This window comes from Vibrio algivorus (genome assembly GCF_030161215.1).
Classification (GTDB): Bacteria; Pseudomonadota; Gammaproteobacteria; order Enterobacterales; family Vibrionaceae; genus Vibrio; species Vibrio algivorus.
This window is the reverse complement of record NZ_BSPV01000009.1, coordinates 521661-546403: the sequence shown is the minus strand read 5'-3', so window position 1 is coordinate 546403 and position 24743 is coordinate 521661. Positions and strand designations below refer to the sequence as shown.

The 24743-nt window shown below is 41.5% G+C and carries 19 protein-coding genes; 4 read left to right on the top strand and 15 right to left on the bottom strand.

Annotated features, from left to right (window positions below):
* Nucleotides 1-236 precede the first annotated feature (236 nt).
* The gene (gene metR / locus QQJ93_RS14805) at nucleotides 237-1148 is read left to right on the top strand and encodes an HTH-type transcriptional regulator MetR (protein WP_089123081.1); all 912 of its coding nucleotides are present in this window, start codon (nucleotides 237-239) and stop codon (nucleotides 1146-1148) included.
* An 89-nt stretch (nucleotides 1149-1237) separates the two neighbouring features.
* Here the strand turns inward: metR and QQJ93_RS14800 are convergent, their stop codons facing one another.
* Together QQJ93_RS14800 and QQJ93_RS14795 are read right to left on the bottom strand one after the other, a co-directional pair.
* On the bottom strand, nucleotides 1238-1432 hold the full coding sequence (locus tag QQJ93_RS14800; RefSeq protein WP_027697251.1) for a DUF4250 domain-containing protein: 195 nt from the start codon (nucleotides 1430-1432) through the stop codon (nucleotides 1238-1240).
* 106 nt (nucleotides 1433-1538) lie between these two features.
* Nucleotides 1539-2213 (bottom strand): hypothetical protein, encoded by a 675-nt coding sequence (locus tag QQJ93_RS14795; RefSeq protein ID WP_089123082.1) that lies wholly within the window; start codon nucleotides 2211-2213, stop codon nucleotides 1539-1541.
* Nucleotides 2214-2481: 268 nt separating this feature from the next.
* On the opposite strand from QQJ93_RS14795, the gene QQJ93_RS14790 reads away from it, so the two are divergent.
* Nucleotides 2482-4824 carry a YgiQ family radical SAM protein gene (locus tag QQJ93_RS14790; protein WP_089123083.1) on the top strand — a complete coding sequence of 781 codons (2343 nt, stop codon included), beginning with the start codon at nucleotides 2482-2484 and terminating at the stop codon, nucleotides 4822-4824.
* 452 nt (nucleotides 4825-5276) lie between these two features.
* On the top strand, nucleotides 5277-6167 hold the full coding sequence (locus QQJ93_RS14785; RefSeq protein WP_089123598.1) for a 1-aminocyclopropane-1-carboxylate deaminase/D-cysteine desulfhydrase: 891 nt from the start codon (nucleotides 5277-5279) through the stop codon (nucleotides 6165-6167).
* A 77-nt stretch (nucleotides 6168-6244) separates the two neighbouring features.
* Here the strand turns inward: QQJ93_RS14785 and QQJ93_RS14780 are convergent, their stop codons facing one another.
* The 3 genes from QQJ93_RS14780 to speA form a co-directional block, all read right to left on the bottom strand.
* Nucleotides 6245-7084, bottom strand: a complete 840-nt coding sequence (locus tag QQJ93_RS14780) for an isopenicillin N synthase family dioxygenase (RefSeq protein ID WP_089123084.1) — start codon at nucleotides 7082-7084, stop codon at nucleotides 6245-6247.
* Between the two features lie 153 nt (nucleotides 7085-7237).
* The gene (gene speB, locus QQJ93_RS14775; protein WP_089123085.1) at nucleotides 7238-8179 is read right to left on the bottom strand and encodes an agmatinase; all 942 of its coding nucleotides are present in this window, start codon (nucleotides 8177-8179) and stop codon (nucleotides 7238-7240) included.
* A gap of 2 nt (nucleotides 8180-8181) precedes the next feature.
* Nucleotides 8182-10095, bottom strand: coding sequence for a biosynthetic arginine decarboxylase (gene speA / locus QQJ93_RS14770; protein WP_089123086.1), 1914 nt, complete (start codon nucleotides 10093-10095; stop codon nucleotides 8182-8184).
* A gap of 316 nt (nucleotides 10096-10411) precedes the next feature.
* Here speA and QQJ93_RS14765 point away from each other — a divergent pair, with 316 nt between their 5' ends.
* Complete coding sequence (locus tag QQJ93_RS14765; RefSeq protein WP_089123087.1) at nucleotides 10412-12082, top strand: mechanosensitive ion channel family protein; 1671 nt, start codon at nucleotides 10412-10414, stop codon at nucleotides 12080-12082.
* A 73-nt stretch (nucleotides 12083-12155) separates the two neighbouring features.
* Here QQJ93_RS14765 and QQJ93_RS14760 read toward each other — a convergent pair whose 3' ends face one another.
* The 10 genes from QQJ93_RS14760 to narX form a co-directional block, all read right to left on the bottom strand.
* A complete protein-coding gene (locus tag QQJ93_RS14760) occupies nucleotides 12156-12989 on the bottom strand; it encodes an alpha/beta hydrolase (protein ID WP_089123088.1) in 834 nt (277 codons plus the stop codon).
* A gap of 133 nt (nucleotides 12990-13122) precedes the next feature.
* Nucleotides 13123-14355, bottom strand: coding sequence for a 2-methylaconitate cis-trans isomerase PrpF (gene prpF / locus QQJ93_RS14755; RefSeq protein ID WP_089123089.1), 1233 nt, complete (start codon nucleotides 14353-14355; stop codon nucleotides 13123-13125).
* A gap of 13 nt (nucleotides 14356-14368) precedes the next feature.
* Complete coding sequence (gene acnD / locus QQJ93_RS14750; RefSeq protein ID WP_089123090.1) at nucleotides 14369-16960, bottom strand: Fe/S-dependent 2-methylisocitrate dehydratase AcnD; 2592 nt, start codon at nucleotides 16958-16960, stop codon at nucleotides 14369-14371.
* A gap of 32 nt (nucleotides 16961-16992) precedes the next feature.
* Nucleotides 16993-18123, bottom strand: coding sequence for a bifunctional 2-methylcitrate synthase/citrate synthase (gene prpC / locus QQJ93_RS14745; RefSeq protein ID WP_089123091.1), 1131 nt, complete (start codon nucleotides 18121-18123; stop codon nucleotides 16993-16995).
* A 313-nt stretch (nucleotides 18124-18436) separates the two neighbouring features.
* A complete protein-coding gene (prpB, locus tag QQJ93_RS14740) occupies nucleotides 18437-19339 on the bottom strand; it encodes a methylisocitrate lyase (RefSeq protein ID WP_089123092.1) in 903 nt (300 codons plus the stop codon).
* 35 nt (nucleotides 19340-19374) lie between these two features.
* On the bottom strand, nucleotides 19375-20064 hold the full coding sequence (locus QQJ93_RS14735) for a GntR family transcriptional regulator (RefSeq protein ID WP_089123093.1): 690 nt from the start codon (nucleotides 20062-20064) through the stop codon (nucleotides 19375-19377).
* A 214-nt stretch (nucleotides 20065-20278) separates the two neighbouring features.
* A complete protein-coding gene (locus QQJ93_RS14730) occupies nucleotides 20279-21373 on the bottom strand; it encodes an HNH endonuclease (protein WP_089123094.1) in 1095 nt (364 codons plus the stop codon).
* Between the two features lie 7 nt (nucleotides 21374-21380).
* A complete protein-coding gene (locus tag QQJ93_RS14725) occupies nucleotides 21381-21977 on the bottom strand; it encodes a class I SAM-dependent methyltransferase (RefSeq protein WP_089123095.1) in 597 nt (198 codons plus the stop codon).
* 239 nt (nucleotides 21978-22216) lie between these two features.
* Nucleotides 22217-22870: a two-component system response regulator NarL gene (gene narL, locus QQJ93_RS14720; RefSeq protein ID WP_089123096.1), complete on the bottom strand. Its 654-nt coding sequence runs from the start codon at nucleotides 22868-22870 to the stop codon at nucleotides 22217-22219.
* A gap of 12 nt (nucleotides 22871-22882) precedes the next feature.
* The gene (gene narX, locus QQJ93_RS14715; protein WP_160117480.1) at nucleotides 22883-24712 is read right to left on the bottom strand and encodes a nitrate/nitrite two-component system sensor histidine kinase NarX; all 1830 of its coding nucleotides are present in this window, start codon (nucleotides 24710-24712) and stop codon (nucleotides 22883-22885) included.
* Nucleotides 24713-24743: the final 31 nt, after the last annotated feature.

Below are 24743 nucleotides of genomic sequence, written 5' to 3'. Positions count from 1 at the left end.
AGGAAGATTTATGCGGAATGTAAACACCTTTCAATTAAATCTGACACTGGCTAAGGGCTGGATGAAGCTCCCAAAGGGCAAGTTAAAACAAGCTTTATGCTGCGTTAAATTGAACAGAGATAGAATCTATGATCATATTCAATTTGCCTTGCCTAAAACTTGTTTTAATCTTGCTGAAACTCGCATCTTGAGGTTACTTGGGTATAAAGGAAAGTTTTCCATCATGAGGGTAAGTAATGATAGAAATAAAGCATTTACGGACATTGTCAGTCTTGCGTGATACTGGATCTTTAACTGCAACTGCAACTGCATTGCACTTAACTCAGTCAGCCCTCTCTCATCAGTTAAAAGATCTTGAATCTCGTATTGGTGGCAAATTATTTCTACGTAAAACTCGCCCGATTAAATTTACCTCAGAAGGCGCGATTATTTTAAAAGTGGCCGATGACGTGTTACCGAAAATTGCTCGGGCGGAAAATGATATCGCAAGCTTAAAAGAAGATGTGCATGGCCGTTTACACATGGCAATCGAGTGCCACTCTTGTTTTCAATGGCTCATGCCAGCATTAAAGGAATATCAGATCGCATGGCCGAGTGTCACGCTCGATTTTTCATCAGGCTTTGGCTTTGAACCTTTACCCGCATTGGTAGCAGGTGAGCTCGATTTAGTGATCACATCCGATATTCAACCGCGATCAGAAGTACATTATGAACCATTATTTGATTTTGAAATGCGTTTAATCACAGCCACCAATCATCCATTAGCAAATAAAAAATTCATCGAACCCGAAGATCTTGCAGCGATAACAATGCTTTCCTACCCTGTACAAAAGCAGCGCTTAGATGTCGTGAAACATTTCTTGCAACCTGCTGGGGTTGAACCAGCTAAGTGGAAACAAGCAGATAATACTTTAATGTTGGTACAAATGGTGTCGGCAGGATTAGGCGTAGCAGCTTTGCCAAACTGGGCAATCAGTGAGTTTTCACGACAGGGACTTATTACGAGTAAGCCCCTAGGTAAGGGCTTATGGCGACGCTTATTTGCTGCCACTAGGCATTCAGAAAAAGAAAAACGATATTTACAGGCGTTCTTTAGCACCGCGAAACAGCAGTGTCAAAATCATTTAGATGGGATAAAGATGGTGTAAGCGTAGCTAGGTGCTCGGGCGCTTCGCTTCTCGTGGCTCGAGGGGGTTCTTTTTCAAGTCACGAGCAACGAGATTCCGATACTCGAAAACTACCTCGCCTTAAACTGATTAGTCAATGGATCGTATTGATATCCAAGCACATCGAGCTTACCAACCAAGTCTTCTACATCCATTTCATACATAGTGACTAGCTCTTCAAAGCTGTCGCATTCTAATCTTAATTTTTCGTTCACAATGCCAAGTAAAATAATACTATCCCAGCGTTTTACATTGCTTAAGTCCATCTGAGTGCTCCTTAAGAAAAAGTCACAATCTAAGAATAGTTGTTGTTTGCAATATACCCAAGTGACTTCAATATACAGGATCCAGAACTATCGCCCAAAGGGCAAGTTAAAACAATAATCCAGCAAAGCCTACCATAGCAGCTAGACTCATTATTAAACCAATCGCAGGTTGTGTTTTAGTAATAGTTTTCTGGGTAAAAATATGCCAGGTTGAAGCGACAATTCCCAACAGAATCAAACCAAAGCAGCTCACTAAAGACCAAATGGTATTGTGCAAGTAATTCAAACTATATTGCTGGGTTTGCCATAGTACCGCTAAGCAAATCAGCATCGCGCCAACAATACCGGCAACAGGCAATAAACGGTGAAAAGCTTGCAAGCGGGTACGAGCAAAAGTTAATAGTACATGACTTAAACCTGCGCCTAGGAACAACATAGCAAAGAGCATAAACAAACCTTGTGGGCGGTCTGAACCTAGAATGAAAAACACGTTATAAGCCAGCGCAAAACCATTAGCGACTTTAAGTAACCAAAGTGGGCCTGAATCTCGAGTTTTACTAACTTTCACTTGAGAAAAGAAAGCCAAAATTAAAATACCAACCGATGCTAGTGGCCAAAATAATGGGCTAATTGCTAACCATGCGACACCAATCACGGGGAGTTGCTTATGAATGCGACCGCGCTGACCTGGACAAATCTCCCCCTTGATCAACACCATTAACAAAACACATTGAGCGCCAAATAACATCGGCGGAATAACATTTAATAAATACGAATACATCAGGCTAGATCCTAGGGTCTGTTGACCTCGATAATTAACTCGTTGCGGACTCTACCAAAACTGACGAAAAAAATCTTGCTTAATCCATCGTGATATTTTCCAGCTAAGGCTTTGGTAATTCGCTTTCAGCTAACGCCGCCTTTGGTTTGCACTATAATGCTTTAACCCCTATATAAATAAGGGCATATAATGAAAATAGTTTACTTTTATCCTAGTCGATCTTGGTCTTAATCTGTATACTTTGGCATCCCAAATTAGAGGTCATTTTATGTACAGCGACATCCAACAATCCACCAAGCCAACACCTATCGACCAGTATCCAAAGTATTGGGCGGAGTGTTTTGGTCCTGCTCCTTTCCTACCGACCAGTCGAAAAGAAATGGATGCACTTGGCTGGGATAGCTGTGACATTATCATTGTAACGGGCGATGCTTATGTTGATCACCCAAGTTTTGGGATGGCGATCATAGGTCGATTACTGGAAGCGCAAGGCTTTCGTGTCGGCATTATTGCGCAACCAAAATGGGAGAATAAAAATGATTTCATGAAGCTAGGTCAACCGAACTTATTTTTCGGCATTACCGCTGGTAACATGGATTCAATGATCAATCGTTATACCTCTGATAAAAAACTTCGTCACGATGACGCCTACACTCCACATAACGAAGGTGGCAAACGCCCTGATCGTGCAACCTTAGTGTACTCACAACGTTGTCGTGAAGCCTATAAAGAAACCCCAATTGTTCTAGGCGGTATTGAAGCAAGCTTGCGCCGTATCGCGCATTACGATTATTGGTCAGATAAAGTTCGTCGTTCAGTATTATTTGATGCAAAAGCCGACATTCTTCTCTTTGGTAACGCTGAACGCGCATTGGTTGAAGTGGCGCATCGCCTTGCCAATCAAGAATCAATTAGTGACATGACTAATATCCGTGGCACTGCGGTGAACTTACCTGCCGTACCTGAGCATTACACCATTATCGATTCATCACGTATTGAAAAGCCAAGTAAAGCGGTATTCGTACCAATCAATCCGTATGAAGTGGAAAGCAACTGTGATACTCAGTCTAAAGATCAGCAAGCGGAAGATGCTCAAAAAGCGCAAGCACAGCCGATTGAAATTCAACCACAGCCGATAAAATTGGATCGAAAGCCACGTCACGATTCAAAAAGCACTGCGGTTCGTTTACCACCATTTGAAAAATTAAATAACGACCGAATTCTATATGCGCATGCTAGCCGTATTATGCACTTAGAAACCAATCCATATTCGGGCCGAGCTTTGATTCAAAAACATGGCGATCGTGAATTATGGGTGAACCAAGCTCCAATCCCCCTTTCAACAGAAGAAATGGATTTTGTATTTGGTCTACCGTATGCACGTCGTCCACACCCAATGTATGGCAAGGCAAAAATTCCAGCCTACGACATGATTAAAACTTCGGTAAATATCATGCGTGGTTGTTTTGGCGGTTGTTCTTTTTGTTCTATTACCGAGCACGAAGGTCGTATTATTCAAAACCGCTCACAAGAGTCTATTTTGAATGAGATGGAAGACATTCGAGACAAAGTACCGGGCTTTACTGGCACAATTTCAGATCTCGGTGGCCCGACGGCGAATATGTACCGTTTAGGTTGTTCTGATCCAAAAGCAGAAGCTAACTGCCGTCGTCCATCTTGTGTGTTCCCTGGTATCTGTAACAAGCTTAATACTGATCATCAGCACACCATTGATTTATACCGCGCTGCACGTAAAGTGCCGGGCATTAAGAAAGTCATGATCGCATCAGGTGTGCGTTATGACTTAGCGATTGAATCCCCAGAATACGTAAAAGAACTGGTTACTCATCACGTTGGTGGCTACTTAAAAATTGCACCGGAACATACTGAAAACGGCCCATTAAATAAAATGATGAAGCCGGGTATGGGGACTTATGACACCTTCAAGCAAATGTTTGAAAAATACAGTGCAGAGGCTGGTAAAAAGCAATATTTGATCCCTTATTTTATTTCGGCTCACCCAGGTACCGAAGATGAAGATATGTTGAACTTAGCACTATGGCTCAAGAGCAATAACTTTGAATGTGATCAGGTACAGAACTTCTACCCATCGCCAATGTGTAATGCGACCTCAATGTATTACTCAGAAACCAACCCATTGAAACGCGTTAAATACAAACAACGTGAAGATGTGCCGGTGGCTAAAGGTGAACGTCAACGTCGCTTACATAAAGGCTTATTGCGTTATCACGATCCAGCTAACTGGCCTATGATCCGTGAAGCCTTGATTAACATGGGTAAAAAGCACTTAATTGGTGATAAGCCAAGCTGTTTAGTACCAGCCGAAGATGCAGTGGATACCTTAACGCCAGCGCAACGTCGTAAATCAGGCCGTCATGGTGCTAATCGTTTTGCGACTAAACACACGGGTTCTAAAGGACAGCCAGGTTTAGGTGGTGAGCGCCCTCAAAGCAACGGTAAATCTACAGGTAATAAAAAGCCAACAACGAATAACCGTAAGCCCGCAGGGCAAAGTAAACCAAATCAAGGTAAAAACACTGGTTTTAAAGGGAAGCCAAAAGGTAAACCTGCTGGGAGTCGCGCGAGATAGTCTTAGAGCGTAACTCGTATTTCGAGCACTACACTTCTCGTTACTTGAAAAAGCAAAGCGTCGTTCGAGTAACAAGCCACGAGAAACGAAAAACCCACTAAACTGCGTCATCCTGAAAAGCGACGAAGAAGCGCAGTTGAGGATCTCCTACGATACGTTACTCACTCAATTGAGTCTCAACGCGTTGTAAGTAGATTCCTGCTCTCGCTGAGGCTCGGCTGGAATGACATCATTTTATGCCGTTCGCGCGATTCGTTTATTGGAAGATCAAGGCACCATTCGAGTGACGAGCCACGAGAAACGAAATGCCCGAGTAACCAGCGTCATCCTGAACAAGTGAGGCACGAACGCGATTCAGGATCTCCTACAATATGTGACTCCCTCAATTGAGTCTCAAGACGCTGTAGGAGATCCCGTATCTTCGCTCGCTGTACTTGATGACAGAGGTCAAAATGAAACTAGCCAACACCCCCATCACTCAGCACACTTTCAATGGTCATTCCTTTTATCTTAAGCGGGATGACCTACTTCATCCTGAATTTTCAGGTAATAAAGCCCGCAAATTTATGGCGCTGCTTGAAGATGATTTCCCCAACGTTACCACTTTAATTGGTTATGGTTCTCCCCAAGCGAATTCATTATACAGCCTTGCCGCACTCGCAAAATTAAAAGGCTGGCAACTGGAGTTTTACGTCTCTCATATCCCGAATTGGCTAAAACAAAACCCTACTGGTAATTATCAGGCCGCATTATCACTAAACGCAAAACTCATTGAAGTAAGCGAGCTTCATCCTAATGACTACATTCAACAAATTCGTCAGCCAGATGAACGATGTTTATTTGTTGAAGAAGGCGGTAGAAGCCCAATAGCTGAGCGTGGCATCAAGCAGTTAGCTCAAGAGATTATTGATTGGAAAAATTCACAAAACATCAGTAGCTTAGCGGTTACACTACCCTCTGGCACTGGCACCACCGCGCTGTATTTAACCAAGCATCTCGCGCTGCACAATGTTGAAGTCCTCACTTGTGCCTGCGTCGGCGGCAAAGATTATTTAACCCTGCAATTTGATAGTTTAAATGAACCTTTGCACCCTGCCATTCTCACGGCAGATGAAAAATCTAAGCACCAATTTGGTAAGTTATATGCGCAAGACTACCAAATGTGGCAAGCATTAAAGCAGCAGACCAAGGTTGAGTTCGACCTACTCTACGATCCATACATGTGGCAATGTTTACAATACTGGAGAAAAGAAAACCCAAACCAGCCACTACTGTATATTCATCAAGGTGGCCTGCTAGGTAATGTGAGTATGGAAAAGCGTTATCAGCGGAAATTTACCTAACCGCCAAAATCCAAATAATAAAAAACCTATGCTCCTCCTTCCAGATTCCGTCATAGGTTTTAAAGGCATCTTTTGAGTTAAATTAATCCTAACTCTCGTAAGCGTTCCATTAGATAACTATGAGCTGTATAGCGCTCAGAGAGCACCACATCCGGTTTTGCGTGCAAGAACAATGGTAATGAAATACGAGACTTTTCTTGACGCTCTCCTGTTGGATTTATCACTCGGTGCGTTGTAGATGGAAAGTAGCCGCCCGATGCTTCTTGCAGCATATCTCCAATATTAATAATTAGATTTCCGAAATCACAAGGAACATCTAGCCACTCACCCTCTAATGTTTTCACTTGCAGTCCAGGTTCATTCGCCGCAGGTAGAATCGTTAAAAGATTAATATCCTCGTGTGCTGCAGCACGAATCGCCCCAGGTTCTTCATTACCTGTCATTGGTGGATAATGAAGAATACGTAATAAAGTCTTATCACTGTCTTTAATCATTTCTGAGAGTGCGATAGAAAACTTCTCTTGTACCTCTTGAGGCGCATACTCTTCTACCCAGCTTAATAATTCTTGAGCAAAAGCATCTGCACGTTGATAGTAATCTAAGATTTGCGCTTTTAATTGCTCAGGAATTTGCCCCCAAGGGTAAACATGAAAATATTCTTTAATATCTTTAACGCTATGGCCTTTCGCTGTTTCGGAAACTGAAGGTGGAAAATAACCGTCTTGTGTGCTGGCATTAAAGTGAAAGTCGTGCTTCTGCTCTGATAAGAAAAACTGTTGCCAATTATCGTAAATTGACTCTACTAGTTCCTTAGGAATTGGGTGATTTTTTAATACACCAAAGCCTGTGTCGCGAAGTGACTGAACAAATTGCTCAGCCGCATTGTCAGCAAGATAATCAACCGTTTTTAATTTCATAATTATGTTTTTATTGTCTAAGAAAATATGCGCGAATTGTAGATATCTGCCGACATGAAAGCAAACCTTGAACCAATATTATTGCAACAAAAAACGCACAACCATTTCAAGTTGTGCGTTTCATTCATCATCAACCAGCAACAATAAATTTAATTAAGCATTGTCGATCATGCGTTGCTGAGTCCATAAGTACAACAAATCAAGTGCAATCGTCGCGCCCGCTAACGCCGTAATATCACTTTGATCATACGCCGGCGAAACCTCAACAACATCCATTCCGATCAAGTTGATGTCTTGTAAGCTGCGCAGTATTTTCAACACTTTATCCGACGTCATACCTCCACACACAGGTGTGCCAGTTCCCGGTGCAAATGCAGGGTCTAAGCAATCAATATCAAAGGTCAAATAAACTGGTTTATTACCGACTATCGCTTTAATTTTTTCAACAATATCTGCTGCCGATAAATCGTTCGCTTCCATTGCATTTATCACATTAAAACCATGACCTTGCTGCTTATATTCGGTGCGAATGCCAATTTGCACCGAATGTTCACGTGAAATCAATCCTTCTTTTGGCGCATGATAAAACATAGTGCCATGATCATAGCGACTGCCATTACTGTAAGTATCAGTATGAGCATCGAAATGAATCAATGCCATTTCACCGTACTTCTTCGCATGCGCTCGCAATAAAGGCAGTGTTATGAAGTGATCGCCACCCAAGCTTAATAAGGTTTTTCCGCTAGCTATGATTTCTGTTGCTGCTGCTTCTAAACGCTGGGTTAAATCCTCGGCGTCACCACAATCAAAGACTAAATCACCGGCATCGACCACATTAGTTTGTTTAAATAAGTTAAAATTCCACGGAAACTTTTTGCTTTCCCATGCAAGATTCACTGAAGCACGACGAATTGCATCAGGGCCCATACGTGCGCCAGAACGACCAGAAGTTGCCATATCAAACGGCACACCTAATACCACAACATCCGCTTGCGCTTCTACAGGGTTTTGCACCATTGGTCTACGCACAAAACTCATTGAATTTGAGTACAGTGAGTAATCAGGCTTATTAAACAAATCATCAAACTTATTCATTACTAAATATCTTCCAAATAAGTGTAACCAGATAGCCCCTGCTCTAATTCTGCAAGGATCTGTTGTTGCTCACCACTTGCCACACGAGTCGCTACTAGCTCACGGTAGTTACGACGAATATCATCTACTTCAATGTGCACATAACGCAACATGTCTTCTACCGTATCACCTTCATTGATCGAAACGATTTCAGGTTCACCTTGCTCATTGACATTCACCACCACAGAATGGCTATCACCAAACAAGTTATGCATATCACCAAGAATTTCTTGATATGCACCAACGAGGAAAAAGCCCATTAAATACGGAGTATCTTTATCCCAACGAGGTACTGGCAATGTGGTTTCAATGCCTTGGCCATCAACATATTGATCAATGACACCATCTGAATCACAAGTAATGTCTAACATTACCGCGCGAGTTTGCTCTACTTGATTCAAATTAGTCAGTGGCATAACAGGAAAAACTTGGTCAATTCCCCATGCATCTGGCAGTGATTGAAACAAAGAGAAGTTCACAAAAAACTTATCCGCTAAACGCTCATTCAATTCATCCATAATTGGACGATGAAAGCGGTTGTTATTACTCAATTGATTACGTAACTCATAACAAATGCGTAAGCACACTTGCTCTGCCCAAGCACGATGCTGCAAGTTAATCACGCCTGTAGCAAATTGATTATGCGCTTCAGCTAGGTCGCTTTGAGTATCATTATATATTTCAATTAACGCTCTATCGTCAGTACCTTGAGATAAAATTTCCCAGTTACGCCACATATTATGTAATAACGTTGGCGCTTCGGTTTCTGGTTCGAAAATATCTTCTACTTTATAACTCTCCGTACCGATAACATTAGTGATCAACACAGCATGATGCGCAGTTAATGAGCGGCCAGACTCTGAAATAATCGTTGGCTCTGGTTGGTTATATAACTGACAAATATCACCAATAGTTGAAACGATATTGCGTGCATATTCTGCCAAACCGTAGTTCATTGAACTGTGTGATTGGCTACGAGTACCATCGTAATCGACTGCCAAACCACCGCCGACATCCATATAATCTAACTGAGCACCGATATCACGTAGCTCACAATAGAAACGCGCCGCTTCACTCACACCATTGCGTACATCTCGAATATTGGCCATCTGTGAACCAAGATGAAAATGTACAAGTTGTAGCGTATCTAATTGATCTTCCGCTTTTAAACGATTAATCACAGTAAGCACTTGGTTAGCAGATAAACCAAATTTCGATTTCTCACCACCGCTTGATTGCCATTTACCTGCACCTTGCGAAGCTAAGCGAATGCGTAAGCCCATACGAGGTGTTACACCTAATGATTTAGCTTCCGACAGTACCAAATCAAGTTCAGATAATTTCTCTAAAACGATAAAGACTTTATGACCTAACTTTTCACCAATTAAAGCAAGGCGAATGTACTCACGGTCTTTATAGCCATTACACACAATCACTGAACTGGCTTGTTGTGCTAAAGCAAGTACAGCTAAAAGTTCAGGCTTACTGCCTGCTTCTAAACCAAGCTGTTTTTGTTCAAGCTCTTTCTGGCTTGCCAATATCTCATCAACCACTTCTTTTTGTTGGTTAACTTTGATCGGATAAACCAACAAATAACGGTTGCTATAATTGTATTCTTCAATCGCTTGATTAAATGCATCACATACGTTGTGAACGCGTTGATGTAGAATTTGTGGAAAACGAACCAAAGCTGGCAGCGTCAAATTACGAGCTTCCATTTGCTTCACAATTGCACTCAAAGGTACTTGAATATGTTCTTGCCCAGGGCGCGGAGAAACCGTCATTTCTCCCGCATCATTAATGCCATAAAAGCCTTGGCTCCAATGACGAACGTTATAGTTGGCACGAATTTGTTCTAAGTTCAAAGAGTTTTCCACATCATTACCTCACCGGTTACATTGATTTTATTAGTTACATCATAATGTTAGCGAAAGATCTTTTATTAGAAGCTAACGCTAATTAACGCGCATTAACTTATAAAACGTAAAATGAGTCCAATGAGAAAATTTTGTCGTTATCGCAAGTAAATTGAATGATTTCAGTTAGAGATAATCATAAAAATAATGTATACCCAAGTGACTTCAAGATGCAGAATTCAGAGCTATCATCCAAGTGGTTTAGGTATAAGCATGTTGCGTTTGACTACCAGTCAGTAATAATAGCTGTAATTAACAATATAAAGATGGTTTGCCCATGCGCTATTTTATCCTAATTTTGCTTATCAGCTTTTCAATGCCATCGTTTGCTCAATCAAACGAAGATACGTTAAGTAAATCTGAAATTAGTCAGATCACATCTACCATGAAAGACTTGGCAGACAGAGCCAAAACCTTAAAAGGTGATCGCTTAGCTATCGTTCAATTAGAAATTTACAATATGAACGATAGATTACGCCAAGAACTCAGTAATGCGATGGATCGTACTGACCATGATTCAAAATTTTTAACTGAGCAAATCCAACTGCAAACCAAATACTACGATTTCTACCTAAAATATGTAGAGAAAAAATTAGACTCTCTACAAGATGATATTGAGCAATCAAGTAAAGAAGATCGCTTGTTAAAGCAAATTCCTTTAAATGAAATGCGAGTGGTACAAGCGGTATTATATTCCGAGCAATATCAAAACTATGCTTGGTTGGAAACACTTGGGGTCAATGTCGATCAAAAGCTCAAGCCATTTAAAGTTCGTTTAAATCAACTTGCTCATTATACTTCTGCTGCATTAAATTATGCGTTAACCCATCGTAAGCAGCTACAAAGTCAGCTTGATGGGCTACCAGCAGGTCAAGCTGAGCAAATCAATTTAGAACTGTCTTACTTAAGCCGAGACATTAATACCTACAGTAAAGCATTATCAAATTTAGTTGATACCGCCGACAACCTAGGGATCAACACTGTAGAATTACGACATGAATTATTTGTCGCCACTGGTGATATCACCCATGATTTATTAAGTTGGGCCGTACTCAAATCCACTTTTGTGAGTTGGGCAAACCAATTTACTGATTGGATGCTATCGAACAGCCCAAGCATTATTTTCAATGTGTTCATGTTTGTCTTAATCATGGCAATTGCCAAAATCATTGCTCAATTTATTCATCGAATTTTAAACAAAGCGGTGAAAGCTCCTCACCTCAAACTAAGTAACCTAATGCAGCAATTTATTATTTCTATGTCCGTGAAATTAATATTTTGCGTTGGTTTATTAATTGCTCTTGCGCAAATCGGCTTAGATTTAACCCCTGTGATTGCCGGCCTTGGTGTCGCCGGTATCATTATTGGTTTTGCGCTACAAGATACCCTATCAAACTTTGCCTCAGGCATGATGCTACTCATCTACCGCCCGTTTGATGAAGGTGATTGGATTAATGCGGCTGGTGTAGAAGGAACCGTTAGTAACGTAAGCTTAGTCAACACCACCATACGTACCTTTGATAATGAAGTGCTATTAGTACCAAACTCAAAAATTTGGATGGAAGTGATCATTAACCGAACTTATGAAAAAGTGCGTCGTGTTGATATGGTATTTGGTATCAGTTATAGCGACTCGATTCCACAAGCTGAAAAAATATTTGAAGAGATATTAGCCGCTGATGAACGAGTCTTAAAAACACCAGCGCCAATGATTAAACTCGATAAACTTAATGATTCTTCTGTCGATTTTATTGTTCGACCTTGGGTAAGAACCGATGATTATATGGATGTAATGCGCGATTGTACTCGTGAGGTAAAAATGCGCTTTGATGCAGAAGGAATCAACATCCCATTCCCACAACGGGATGTACACTTGCACATTAATAATCCTGAGGCACTAGCTACGGTAAAACATACGACTTCAGAGAATAACAATCGCGACGCTTAAATTATTCAGTAGAAATAAATAGCATTCCTAGAAGCCTTTGGGTCATCAGGAATGCTTTTTTATTAAGTTAAGTTTATCGATTGTGCTCAAACAAGCGATCTAACCAGGCTGAACATAAATCCCCCCAACATTGTACTTCCGGTTCAATTTTCAACCCTGTTCCATCATCGGTTAAAGCATTCGCTCGTGAGATACCGTGAGGGCCGCGTTGAAAAATATGTAACTCATATGGGATCTGATTATCATCTAACGCCGCGGCAAATTTCAAACTATCTGAAGCCGGTACAGATTGATCTTCTGTCGTATGGAAAAGGAATGTCGGTGGTGTATGAGTACCAACATTGCGGTGACAAGTCACCGTCGAAATCATCTTCGGATCATCAAATTTATCACGTAAGATATTTTTCAAATTAGCTTCGATATTTAACTTCATCCAATCGGTGGTAATTACCGGATAGGCTAAAACCAGCGCATTAGGCTTGTGCTCTTCTCCTTCTACCCCGGCCAAGCGTTGATACTCTTCACGATTCCACAAAGTACCAACACTTGCCGCTAAATGGCCACCAGCGGAAAAACCAAGCAAGGCTATTTTATCGGGATCAATATTATAATGCTGATACTGCTGACGAACATGGGTAATCGCTTTAAAGGCATCGAGCATAGGTTGAGGAAATGCAGCATATTCTTGAATGGAATAGCGTAGGATAAACACATTATAACCCTTGGCTAACCAAGAAAAAGCAACCGGCTCAGACTCTCTTTCTGACAGCATTTTATAACCACCACCGGGGAAGATAATCAACGCTGGTAATGCGGTTTGATTTGGCAGTTCATTGCATTGGGGTTGGATATAAGATGTTAAGCTAACTCGTTTATCATCTGAAAAATACACAACATCTTGCTGCATGCTTCATCCTTAAAATAGAAAAAGTTAATACCAAGTGAACTCAGTACCTTGAAACGACTTGGGTATTATACTTAAAGTTACTCGTGTTGCTGTGAGGCGACTAATGAATATGATGCCACTTAAACTTCTGTGATTAAAATTCATTGGGAACTCGAATCCAACCTTCCATCAGAATACGTGCGCTACGGCTCATACTGGCTTTTTCAATTTTCCAATCTTGCTCACCATTTTCAAGCAAAGCATAAGTCGCCTTAGCGCCAACTTTTAATGTGCCAGATGGATGACCAAACACGACAGATTCACGCTCTACGCCACCAGCGGCGCGACTAACAATAGTACCCGGTACACTTGCCGCAGAACCAATGGCCACTGCCGCTGTTCCCATCATGGCGTGATGGAGTTTTCCCATAGATAAAGCACGAACTAACACATCAATATCATTGGCGTTCACCGGTTGGCCGCTAGAGGTCACATAACTTTTCGGTGGGCTAACAAAAGCAATTTTGGGGGTATGTTGTCGCAGCTTAGCTTGATCAACATGTTCAATTAAACCCATTTTGACCGCGCCATAAGCACGAATGGTTTCGAACATCGCCAACGCTTTGTCATCATTATTAATATCGTGTTGCAACTCTGTGCCTTGATAACCGAGTGCTTGCGCATCGATAAACATGGTGGGAATGCCAGAATTAATAAAGGTAGTTTGAAAGCAGCCTACTCCCGGTACTTCAAGCTCATCTACGACATTACCAGTAGGAAACATCGAACCTTTACCATCGGCAGCTTCACCATCAGCGGGGTCAATAAAATCCACTTGAATTTCCGCCGCAGGAAAAGCGACACCATCTAGCTCAAAATCTCCTAGCTCTTGTACTCGACCATGCTTAATCGGCACGTGCGTCACTATGGTTTTATTAATGTTCACTTGACGAATTCGAACAGGTAAAAGCCCTTGATCTGGAATATTACCCTCATCAATTAACCCCATATGCAGCGCCATTGCACCGACACCAGAAGACAAATTTCCACAGTTGCCACTCCAATCAACAAAAGGACTATCGATTGACACTTGACCAAAAAGGTAATCAACATCGTGATCTGAGCTATCGCTTTTGGATAAAATCACCACTTTACTGGTACTTGAGGTTGCACCGCCCATCCCATCAATTTGTTTACCGTAGGGATCTGGGCTGCCAATCACCCGCAGTAAAAATCGGTCGCGACTTTCTCCAGCTTGTTGAACACTGGCTGGGAGATCCGCCAAATTGAAAAACACACCTTTACTCGTTCCGGCGCGCATGTAGGTTGCTGGAACTTTTATTTGTAGCGACCTAGACGCTTGTGACACTGTCACTGATTGATTCATATTTATCATCCTTTTAGTGAGCCAAAAAGTCTTGTGCGAAACGTTGTAATACACCACCGGCTTGATAAACCGATACTTCATCGGCTGTATCTAAACGACAGGTCACTTCTACTTCAACTTGTTCGCCTTTTTGATCACCATTTGTGCGACTAATCACTAATACCAAATCACAACCTGGAGTAATTTCCCCTTTTACGTCATAAAGCTCAGTACCATCAAGCGCCAAAGTATGTCGGTTAATACCCTGTTTAAATTGCAACGGTAGCACGCCCATACCAACAAGATTAGTACGATGAATACGTTCAAAACCTTCGGCTACTATCGCTTCAACACCAGCTAATCGAACGCCTTTGGCCGCCCAGTCACGTGATGAGCCTTGGCCATAATCGGCCCCCGCAATAATGATTAAAGGTTGCTTGCGCTGCATATAGATTTCAATTGCTTCCCACATGCGAGTGACTTTGCCTTCTGGCTCTATTCTCGCCAAAGAGCCTTGTTTGACGTCACCATGCTCGACAACCATTTCATTGAACAGTTTAGGGTTAGCAAAGGTGGCACGTTGGGCGGTTAAGTGGTCGCCTCGGTGAGTGGCGTAAGAATTAAAATCTTCTTCTGGCAAGCCCATTTTGGCTAGGTATTCCCCTGCTGCACTGGAGGCTAAAATAGCATTGGATGGGGATAAATGATCGGTGGTAATGTTATCGCCTAAAATAGCCAGTGGTCTCATACCTTTTAAACTGCATTCTCTAGCGAGTGCCCCTTGCCAATACGGCGGACGGCGAATATAAGTGCTCATTTCACGCCAATCATACAGCGGCTTGGTGTGATAAGTACCAGTATCTTTTTCAAACATCTTCACATAGATTTGCTGAAATTGTTCAGGCTTGACATGTTTATTCACCACTTGATCAATTTCTTCATCACTTGGCCATAAATCATTAAGGTAAATCGGATTGCCTTGCCCATCATGTCCCAACACATCTTTTTCAATATCAAACCGTATGGTGCCAGCTAAGGCATAAGCTACCACTAAAGGTGGTGAAGCTAGGAAAGCTTGCTTTGCATAAGGATGAATTCGCCCATCAAAGTTACGATTACCGGATAACACCGCCGTGGTATAGACATCACGCTCAATAATTTCTTGCTGAATGATAGGATTAAGCGCGCCACTCATGCCATTACAAGTGGTGCAAGCATAGCCGACAATGCCAAATCCAAGTTGCTCTAATTCAGATAATAGCCCTGCTTCTTCAAGATATAACTTGGCTACTTTCGAGCCCGGTGCAAATGAGGTTTTCACCCAAGGCTTACGCACTAAACCGAGTCGATTAGCTTTTTTCGCCACTAGCCCTGCGGCCACCACATTGCGAGGGTTACTTGTATTAGTACAGGAAGTAATAGCAGCAATAATTACTGCACCATCAGGCAATTCACCTTGCCTTTGTTGCCAAGCGCCGGCAATACCACGCTTGGTTAATTGATTAGTAGGTAAGCGACGATGTGGATTGGATGGGCCAGCCATATTGCGCTGCACGCTAGAAAGATCGAATTCTAGTACTCGCTCATAATCCACATTAATTAAATCATCGGCCCATAAACCGGTTTGTTTGGCGTATTGTTCCACCAATTTAACTTGCTCATCATCACGACCAGTCAGTTTTAAGTATTGAATGGTTTGCTCATCAATATAAAACATGCCCGCAGATGCGCCATATTCAGGCGTCATATTGGAAATAGTTGCGCGATCGCCAATAGTTAAATCACGTGCTCCTTCACCGAAGAATTCTAAGTAGGCTGACACGACTTTTTGATTGCGCAGAAATTCAGTTATCGCCAGAACAATATCAGTAGCGGTGATACCCGGTTGACGGTTACCGGTCAGTTTTACGCCAACAATATCCGGTAAGCGCATCATTGACGGACGTCCAAGCATTACCGTTTCCGCTTCTAGCCCTCCAACACCGATGGCTATCACCCCTAATGCATCAACATGAGGTGTATGGCTATCGGTACCGACACAAGTATCAGGAAAGGCAATTCCCTGTTTTACTTGCACTACAGGCGACATTTTCTCTAAGTTAATTTGATGCATAATGCCATTACCGGCAGGGATCACGCTGACATTTTCAAACGCAGTTTTACACCATTCAATAAAATGAAATCGGTCTTCATTACGCCTATCTTCTATGGCGCGATTTTTCTCAAACGCATCGCCTTCAAAACCAGCATGTTCCACCGCTAATGAATGATCGACAATTAACTGGGTTTCCACTACCGGATTCACTTTGGCCGGATCGCCACCTTGTTCGGCAATCGCATCACGCAAGCCGGCTAAATCAACTAACGCAGTCTGACCAAGAATGTCGTGACACACCACTCGCGCTGGATACCAAGGAAAGTCCAAGTCTCGTTTACGCTTAATAAGTTGACATAATGACGCTTGTAGATTTTCAGGTTCACAACGACGCACTAAATTTTCGGCCAACACGCGCGAGGTATAAGGCAGCCCCTGATAGGCGCCAACCTGAATATCTTCCACCGCTGCACGCGCATCAAAATACTCCAGCCCAGTGTCGGATAATACTTTTCGATATTGATTATTCATATTACGTCCTTGTGTGTTGTCAACTGGAGTGATTAAGATCGTTGTTCTATTGGTAACCACGCTTGATGCTCTGGCCCTTCATAATCGGCACTTGGACGGATAATTCGGTTATTGGCTCGCTGCTCAAACACATGCGCCGCCCAGCCAGTAAGCCGGCTCATAACAAATATTGGCGTGAAGAGTTTGGTTGGTATATCCATAAAGTGATAAGCAGACGCATGGAAAAAGTCGGCGTTACAGAATAAATCTTTTTCACGCTTCATTACCGCTTCGACACGCTCTGAAACCGCATAAAGCTGTGTGTCACCGACTGCTTCAGAAAGCTTTTTCGACCACTGTTTAATCAGTGCATTACGCGGATCGGATTCACGATAAATCGCATGCCCAAAGCCCATGATTTTGTCTTTGTTTTTGAGCATTTGTAGAATTTTGGCTTCTGCTTCATCTGGGGTTTTCCAATCTTGTATCATTTCCATCGCCGCTTCATTAGCCCCGCCATGTAAAGGGCCACGTAGGCTACCAATCGCCGCAGTAATACAAGAATAAATATCAGAAAGCGTGGAAGCACAAACTCTCGCGGTAAACGTCGAAGCATTAAATTCATGCTCGGCATATAAAATCAAAGAACAATGCATGACTTTTTTATGTAAATCACTCGGCGTTTTACCGGTCAATAATTTTAGAAAATAACCACCGATGGAATTTTCTGTTTTATCAAAGGTATCAACACGCACACCATCATGGCTAAAGCGATACCAATAGCAAATGATCGCCGGAAACAACGCTAACATCCGTTCAGTTGCTGCTTGTTGTTGTGAAAAATCAGTTTCTTGTTCTAAGTTACCGAGCACAGAACAACCAGTACGCATCACATTCATTGGGTGAGCGTCTGCTGGAATAAGTTCTAATGCTTGTTTAAGCGCATCTGGCAAGCCACGCAAATCAATTAAACGAGTTTTATATGCGTCTAATTCAGCTTGAGTAGGCAAATGTCCAACAAGTAATAAATGTGCCACTTCTTCAAATTGGGCATGATTGGCTAAGTCGGTAATATCATAACCACGGTAAGTTAACCCCGTGCCTGATTTGCCAACAGTACACAGCGAAGTTGTACCAGCACTTTGTCCACGTAAGCCGGCTCCAGCTAAAGTTTTATTTGTCATTTGAACTCCTTTTCAATTTCACTGCGTTTGCTCTTTTGGCAACAGCGTTCATGGACGCTTATTTTTTCAGTGAAACCCTTTCACGTTATTAATAATTTGTTTCGAGATCCGAGAGCGCTTCGCTTCGAGTTGCGAGTAAAAGCCTTCCTCACTATCCGTCACATTCAATCCAAAACAATTTTTCCCGCTGTTTGGATCCCGAGTGTAGCGTCCCCGACTATCGGCTCTGCTCTTCCACGCAACTCGCCACACGCAACCCGAAACAATCTTTCTCGCTTTTCAACTTCCGAGCACAGCATCGCGCCTCCCGGCTCTATTTCTGTTCCTCAGAAAATAGTCGATCCAACTTATCCTCATAATCATGATATTTAAGATGCTGATAAAGCTCCGCCCGGGTTTGCATTTGATCAAGTAACGCTTCTTGATTGCCCTCAACCAATAAATACTTATAAACATTTTCTGCAGCACGGTTCATCGCTCTAAATGCACTTAATGGGTAAAGCACCATATCCACTTTAGCTTTGGCTAATTGCTCACCACTAAATAATGGCGTTTGACCAAATTCGGTAATATTGGCCAGAATCGGCACATGACGCCCAACCGCTGACTGTAACCCCTCTGAAAACTGAACATATTGCTCCAATTGGTTCATTGCTTCAGGGAAAATCATATCCGCACCGGCTTCAACACAGGCAATCGCACGTTCAATCGCTTTATCAATGCCTTCAATCGCTAAAGCATCGGTTCGCGCCATCACCACAAAACTTTCATCGCTGCGAGCATCCACCGCCGCTTTTACTCGGTCGACCATTTCTTGCTGACTAACAATCGCTTTATTAGGTCGATGTCCACAACGCTTTTGCGCCACTTGATCTTCCATATGAACTGCCGCTGCACCTGCCTTTTCCATTGTTTTAATTGTGCGAGCAATATTAAACGCGCCACCAAAACCGGTATCGATATCCACTAACAAAGGGAGATCACACGCATTGGTAATACGCTCAACATCCACCAGCACATCATTCAAAGTAGTAATGCCTAAATCAGGTAAACCATAAGATGCATTGGCAATACCACCACCAGAAAGGTAGATCGCTTGATGTCCGATATTTTTTGCCATCATGGCGCAATAAGGGTTAACCGTACCCACTATTTGCAGCGGGTCATTTTGCTCGACTGCAAGCCTAAATTTTTGTCCTTGAGTCACTACTGACATGTTTGTTCTCCTTAACTTACATATGATGACCTGTTCTAACCTATTTGCTGTTCGATAAGCTTTCGACTGCCTGAAATATGACGACGCATCAGCATTTCCGCTAATTCCTCATCACGATTCTTAATAGCCTGAAAAATAAATAAATGTTCGTTGAGTGCATCTACTGGACGTGAATGCGAACGTGGGGATTGATAACGATACATACGCAATAGGTGGTACAACTCATCGCATAACAAAGTAATCAATTGAGTATTACGACTGGCTTTAATAATGCAGTAGTGGAAGTCAAAATCACCGTGTTGATGAAAATAAGACTGACCATCCGATTGATTGATATGTTCTGAATGTGTCGACAATACCTGTTCTAACGCATCAATTTCATCATCGGTCATACAACGGGCTGCCAAGCGAGCTGCCATGCCTTCTAAGGCTTCACGAACCGCATACAAATCGATAAGTTTTTGCTGTGAAAAGGTAGTAACGCGTGCACCAACATGGGGAATACGCTCGATTAATCCTAACGCCTCCACCCTCATGATCGCTTCACGCAACGGCCCACGGCTAACGGAAAAACGCTTAGCGAGCTCAGGTTCAGAGATTTTACTCCCCGGAAGAATTTCACCGTTTACAATCGCTTCAATCAAATATTCGGTCAAACTTTCTGATTTAGTGTGCTCTTTTACATCAGAAATATTGCTTATCACGCTGTCTGTCATATTCGCCATTCACACTCACTCCGACACCAAAGTGTCAACAATTAAGATTTAATGGTGATAAATTAAGCAATAAAACACGAATCTGTCAAATAGATTGTCGACACTTTTGAGTTTTTTGATAGAAAAGAGAGTGAGAATGTGAGCGTGGTGGGGGAAATGATTGTAGGGAGTAAGACAAGTGACAATGAAAAGATCAATGCAAGATATAAGCTAAATTTTTCAATCACTCATATTTCGCAGGTTTTTCAGCCACTAAACCCAACGGTTGGCTATATTGCAATGGCTGACTTACCGCTAATTCAAAGCTATCTTTTGCTAGCCAAAGTTTGGCGCCATTATTGTTTGCGACTTGGTAGGCCCAATTACTTACCGCGCGAGACTTATCGGCATCACAATGAAAATAGTCGCTCAACTCAGATTCAATCGTTGCTTTAAACTGGACGAGGTTTTGATCTTCCCAGTGTTCTCTATGCTTCTGCCCTGCTAAGAAATCACGTTTATTGTTATTACAAGTTCGATGGGCAGCGACAAAGTTATGCCCTAGGTCATTGGCATAACGAGCAAAAGGAATAAAGTGATCAACTTCTGTATTTCTATTTAGCGGCTTTTGGCAGTAAAAACACAGACCATGTTGTAATTCTTCGAGTATCGGCTTTGCTTTGCCTAGTGCATTGCGGTCTAAACCAAATAGAAAATCATGCAACTGACTTTGTGGGCCAATCAAACTTTGATTATGCTTAATGCTTTGAATTTTTTGTAGCCACGAGTTTTTGGCTAGGTAGACAACCAGATCGTAAAAACGTCTAAAACAAGAAGCAATACCCGGCTTTAATGTAATGTACGATTGGCCTTTACTATGGGGATAAAGAAAGCACTCTTCTTGTTTAGCCAGAATTTGTAGACGCCAGAGAGGCCCATCTTTTAAGGTGTTCATGGCAGCTTTAAAAACGCTTGGCCATTGCGAACTTTGTTTTAACGCTCGTAAACTGAGGATGTTATTTTGTTGGCATTCATAAAGCACCGAAATGACTTTAGATTGTCCACCACTATTTTGTTTCAGTAGAGCCATTTCACCAGTATGTTCTGATGAAAATGGTACAGCATGGTGCCAATACAACACGATAAGCTTTTCAGCGAGCAAATCGAGTGGAACATTTAATTCGCTATTTTCATATACCAGTGGTTGCTCAACACACACATCAGCTAACGCATGTAATAACGCAAATTTATAAGTTGCAGAAAAGTCACCTTCTACAAGCAAACGTTGAATGTAGGCAATAAAATCTAGCTGCTGTTGTTGGTGATGAATTGGCGTCATATTCACTCTAATTTTGTTGTCTCAATACAACCGTTTCCCAAATCACTGAGTTACGTTGCAATACATCATCAGAGCCAGACTGATGACATATCATCAAGCCCACTTGTCTGGCTAAATTTTCAATTTCTTTCATCGAGACATCGTAGCCTTTTCGTCCATCATCAAAGTCACCATGACGCAGTGTAACGATGATCTTACCTTGAGTATTTAATAATTTAACTAAAGCCTTTAATGAAGTCAGACGTAACCCAACCGGAATATGCATCCAAACCGCAGATAATAAGATCAAATCAAATTGTCGAGATAACGCTTCAACGTGGATTAAATTTGGGAGGTTGTCTCCAACCCATTGAATAGAGCTTGGTGAGTTTGTCTGTCCTAATTGGCGCAAATTTTCACAAGGTTCTACTGCCACAACGGAGCAACCTTGATTCACAAACCAACGTGAATCACGTCCAGAACCAGCACCTATATCCAAGATCTTATAGCCTGACTGAGGCCAATATTCTTGCCAAGATTTATGAACCGATTCAAAAGTAACGGAATCATATTGATCAACAAATTGCTCAGCTTTTTGGTTATAAACAGCAATAGTTTGAGACATAGAAAACCATAGGTAAGTCATTTGTTTATAATGATATATGACTCAATTGGATATGGCGATGGAAGATAAAGAAAATGTAGAGACCTGCATAACAAAAAAGCCCCAGAATTTCAGCTAGGGCTTAGAATGTGGCAAGAATAAAACATAATACCTTATTAAATAACATTATGATTTTATTGATAACCTCATATTTAACGAAAAATATTATTACAAGTATTGCTGAATGAATTTATTCAAGTTTAACAAATATTTTCTTCATGAACCCACACTGCCATTTCTACACGTGAACGTAAATTTAATTTTTTCAGCAAGCTTTTAACATGTACTTTTACTGTTCCTTCTGTGATATCCAGCTTGCGAGCAATCATCTTGTTTGTCATTCCAGTTGCCACTAACTTTAAGGTTTGAAGCTCACGCTTAGTTAGGCAATCAATACCGCGTGAAGTGCCTTTTTTACTACGTAAGGCTTCCATTAAAAGTGGAGCCATATCATCACTTAATACCATCTGACCGTTACAAGCTTGCTCTATCGCTTGGATCAATTCTTCTGGCTCCATATCTTTAAGTAAATAACCGTCAGCACCTAATTTGATTGCATTAGTGAGATCACCTTTATAATTGGATACCGTAAACACTACAACTCGGCTCGATAAGTGACAGTTACGTAGCTCACGTAAAATCTCTAAACCATTCATTTCCGGCATATTAAGATCTAACAAAATAAGGTCTGGATCATGTTCTTTGGCTAATGTAATGCCATCTACCCCTGTGTGAGCCACGGCAATCACTTGCATCGACCCATTCATTTCAATTAAATGTTTCACGCCACCACATAACATTGGGTGATCATCAATTAATAATATTGTCGACTTATCTGTGTGTTGTGATTCCATAGTCATACCTTTTTATTGGGGTGAAAATTCAATCTCAATTCGGGTGCCAACGCCTCGTTCAGATTCAATATTGATCGTACCTGGTAGTGAGTTTGCTCGGTCTCTCATGATCGTTAAACCATAGTGATTGGTAGGCTCACTAATGCTTTTCATACCACAGCCATTATCAATAACAGCAATAGATACCTTCTGTTCCATAGGATCAAATTTGGCATGAATTTCAACAGCAGTGGCATAAGCATGTTTATAAATATTCGATAACGCTTCTCGCACAATATGGATAATATGTACCGCTTGATGAGCAGAAATACTATTTGCTGGTGTATCAAAATTTAATTGAATTAATAAACCGAGTTTTTCATTAAACTCTTCAATGGTATTTTCTAATGCAGGAAGTAGACCGGGCTCCGTAGCTTTCAACCTAAAAGTGGTGAGCAGATGCCGAAGTTGGCTATAGGCAGCATCCACTTCTTGACGCATTTCTTTAACTAAATATTTTTGCTCATCGGAAAGCTGAGTATTTTGCATCTGCAAACAACTTAGGCGTATTTTCAGACAAGACAACGATTGTGCTATCGAATCATGTAATTCACGCGCAATGGTCGCTCTTTCATTAGCCAACAAGACTTCACTATTAAGATACTCTTGGTATTTCGACGCTAAAGAACGAGTGATCTGTTTACTCAAAGTATCAATTAATTGTAAATCATCTTCGGAAGTCACTTGCCCAGAGAAGAAATCAATTTTTAATCTACCGTAGCTACGCAGTCCATCTTCTAATTCCCATACTTTCACCGCTCCTACATCTTCTTGAGAATCAGGCATCGCGTAAAAACAAGCGTCACAGTGGTTATCTAAGCAGTTAGCTGGTCGCTGATATTGTGCCGTTGAAACTACTTGGCAATTTCCTGATTTATGATAATCGGCAATTTCTAGGGTAATATTTTGATAACCAGTGATATCTTTAAGCTCAGAAACGATCGGGGAAAATAGAGCACAATATCTTTCATTTTTATCTAGGATAAGAACGCCACTTGAGCGATATAAGAAATCAAGCAACATGTTTTTATGAGTTAGGCTCTGCGTTTTTGTTTCTACCAAAGATTCTAAGTTGGCATACATACTTTCTAGTTTATCGGCCATGCTGTTAAACATAATGCCTAGCTGATGCAATTCATCTTTCTTATTGGTCGCTGGAAAACGAGATTGTAAATGACCATTTTTTAAGTGAAAAGACATGGTTAATAGCTGACGCCAAGGATGGAATATACGACGACGTAGATGAATGATGTTGGTAAATAAAATCACAATTAACAAAATAATAAAGGTTGCTTGTAGTGATTTTAGAATCCATAAACGATGTTCGGTTTCTTGATCGATCAAATAAACCAATTGATCTAATTGAGCAACATATTGAGTAACGATGTCTCTTACGTCATCAGGATTTTTGGCTATCAGTAGATTCGGTTTTACGGCTTCTAACCAATAGGTATGGACCTTTTTATACTCGCTAGACAACCCTCTTTGATGAAGATAGTCTTCAAAAAATCGGGAATGGCTACTTTTATCAATGGCGGATAAAACTTTATCTTTCTGTGGATTGAGTGGTAATAATGAAAGCAGCTCAAAACTTTGCATTCTCATATAACCAATTCGGTTAATGGCATGAGCATTACCTTGAATGCTATTTGCAAACCAAGCAGAAACCAACATTCCAATAATCGCACACACAGTGATCACTAGCATGGATGCTGAAACTTTACTGACAAGAGAAAAAGGGTTCCAAAGGCGAGTAATCACCCCTCGTTTTAATTTCGATTTCTGATATTGAAATTGCATCATGGCTATCATTGTCAAAAGAATGAATTGATAT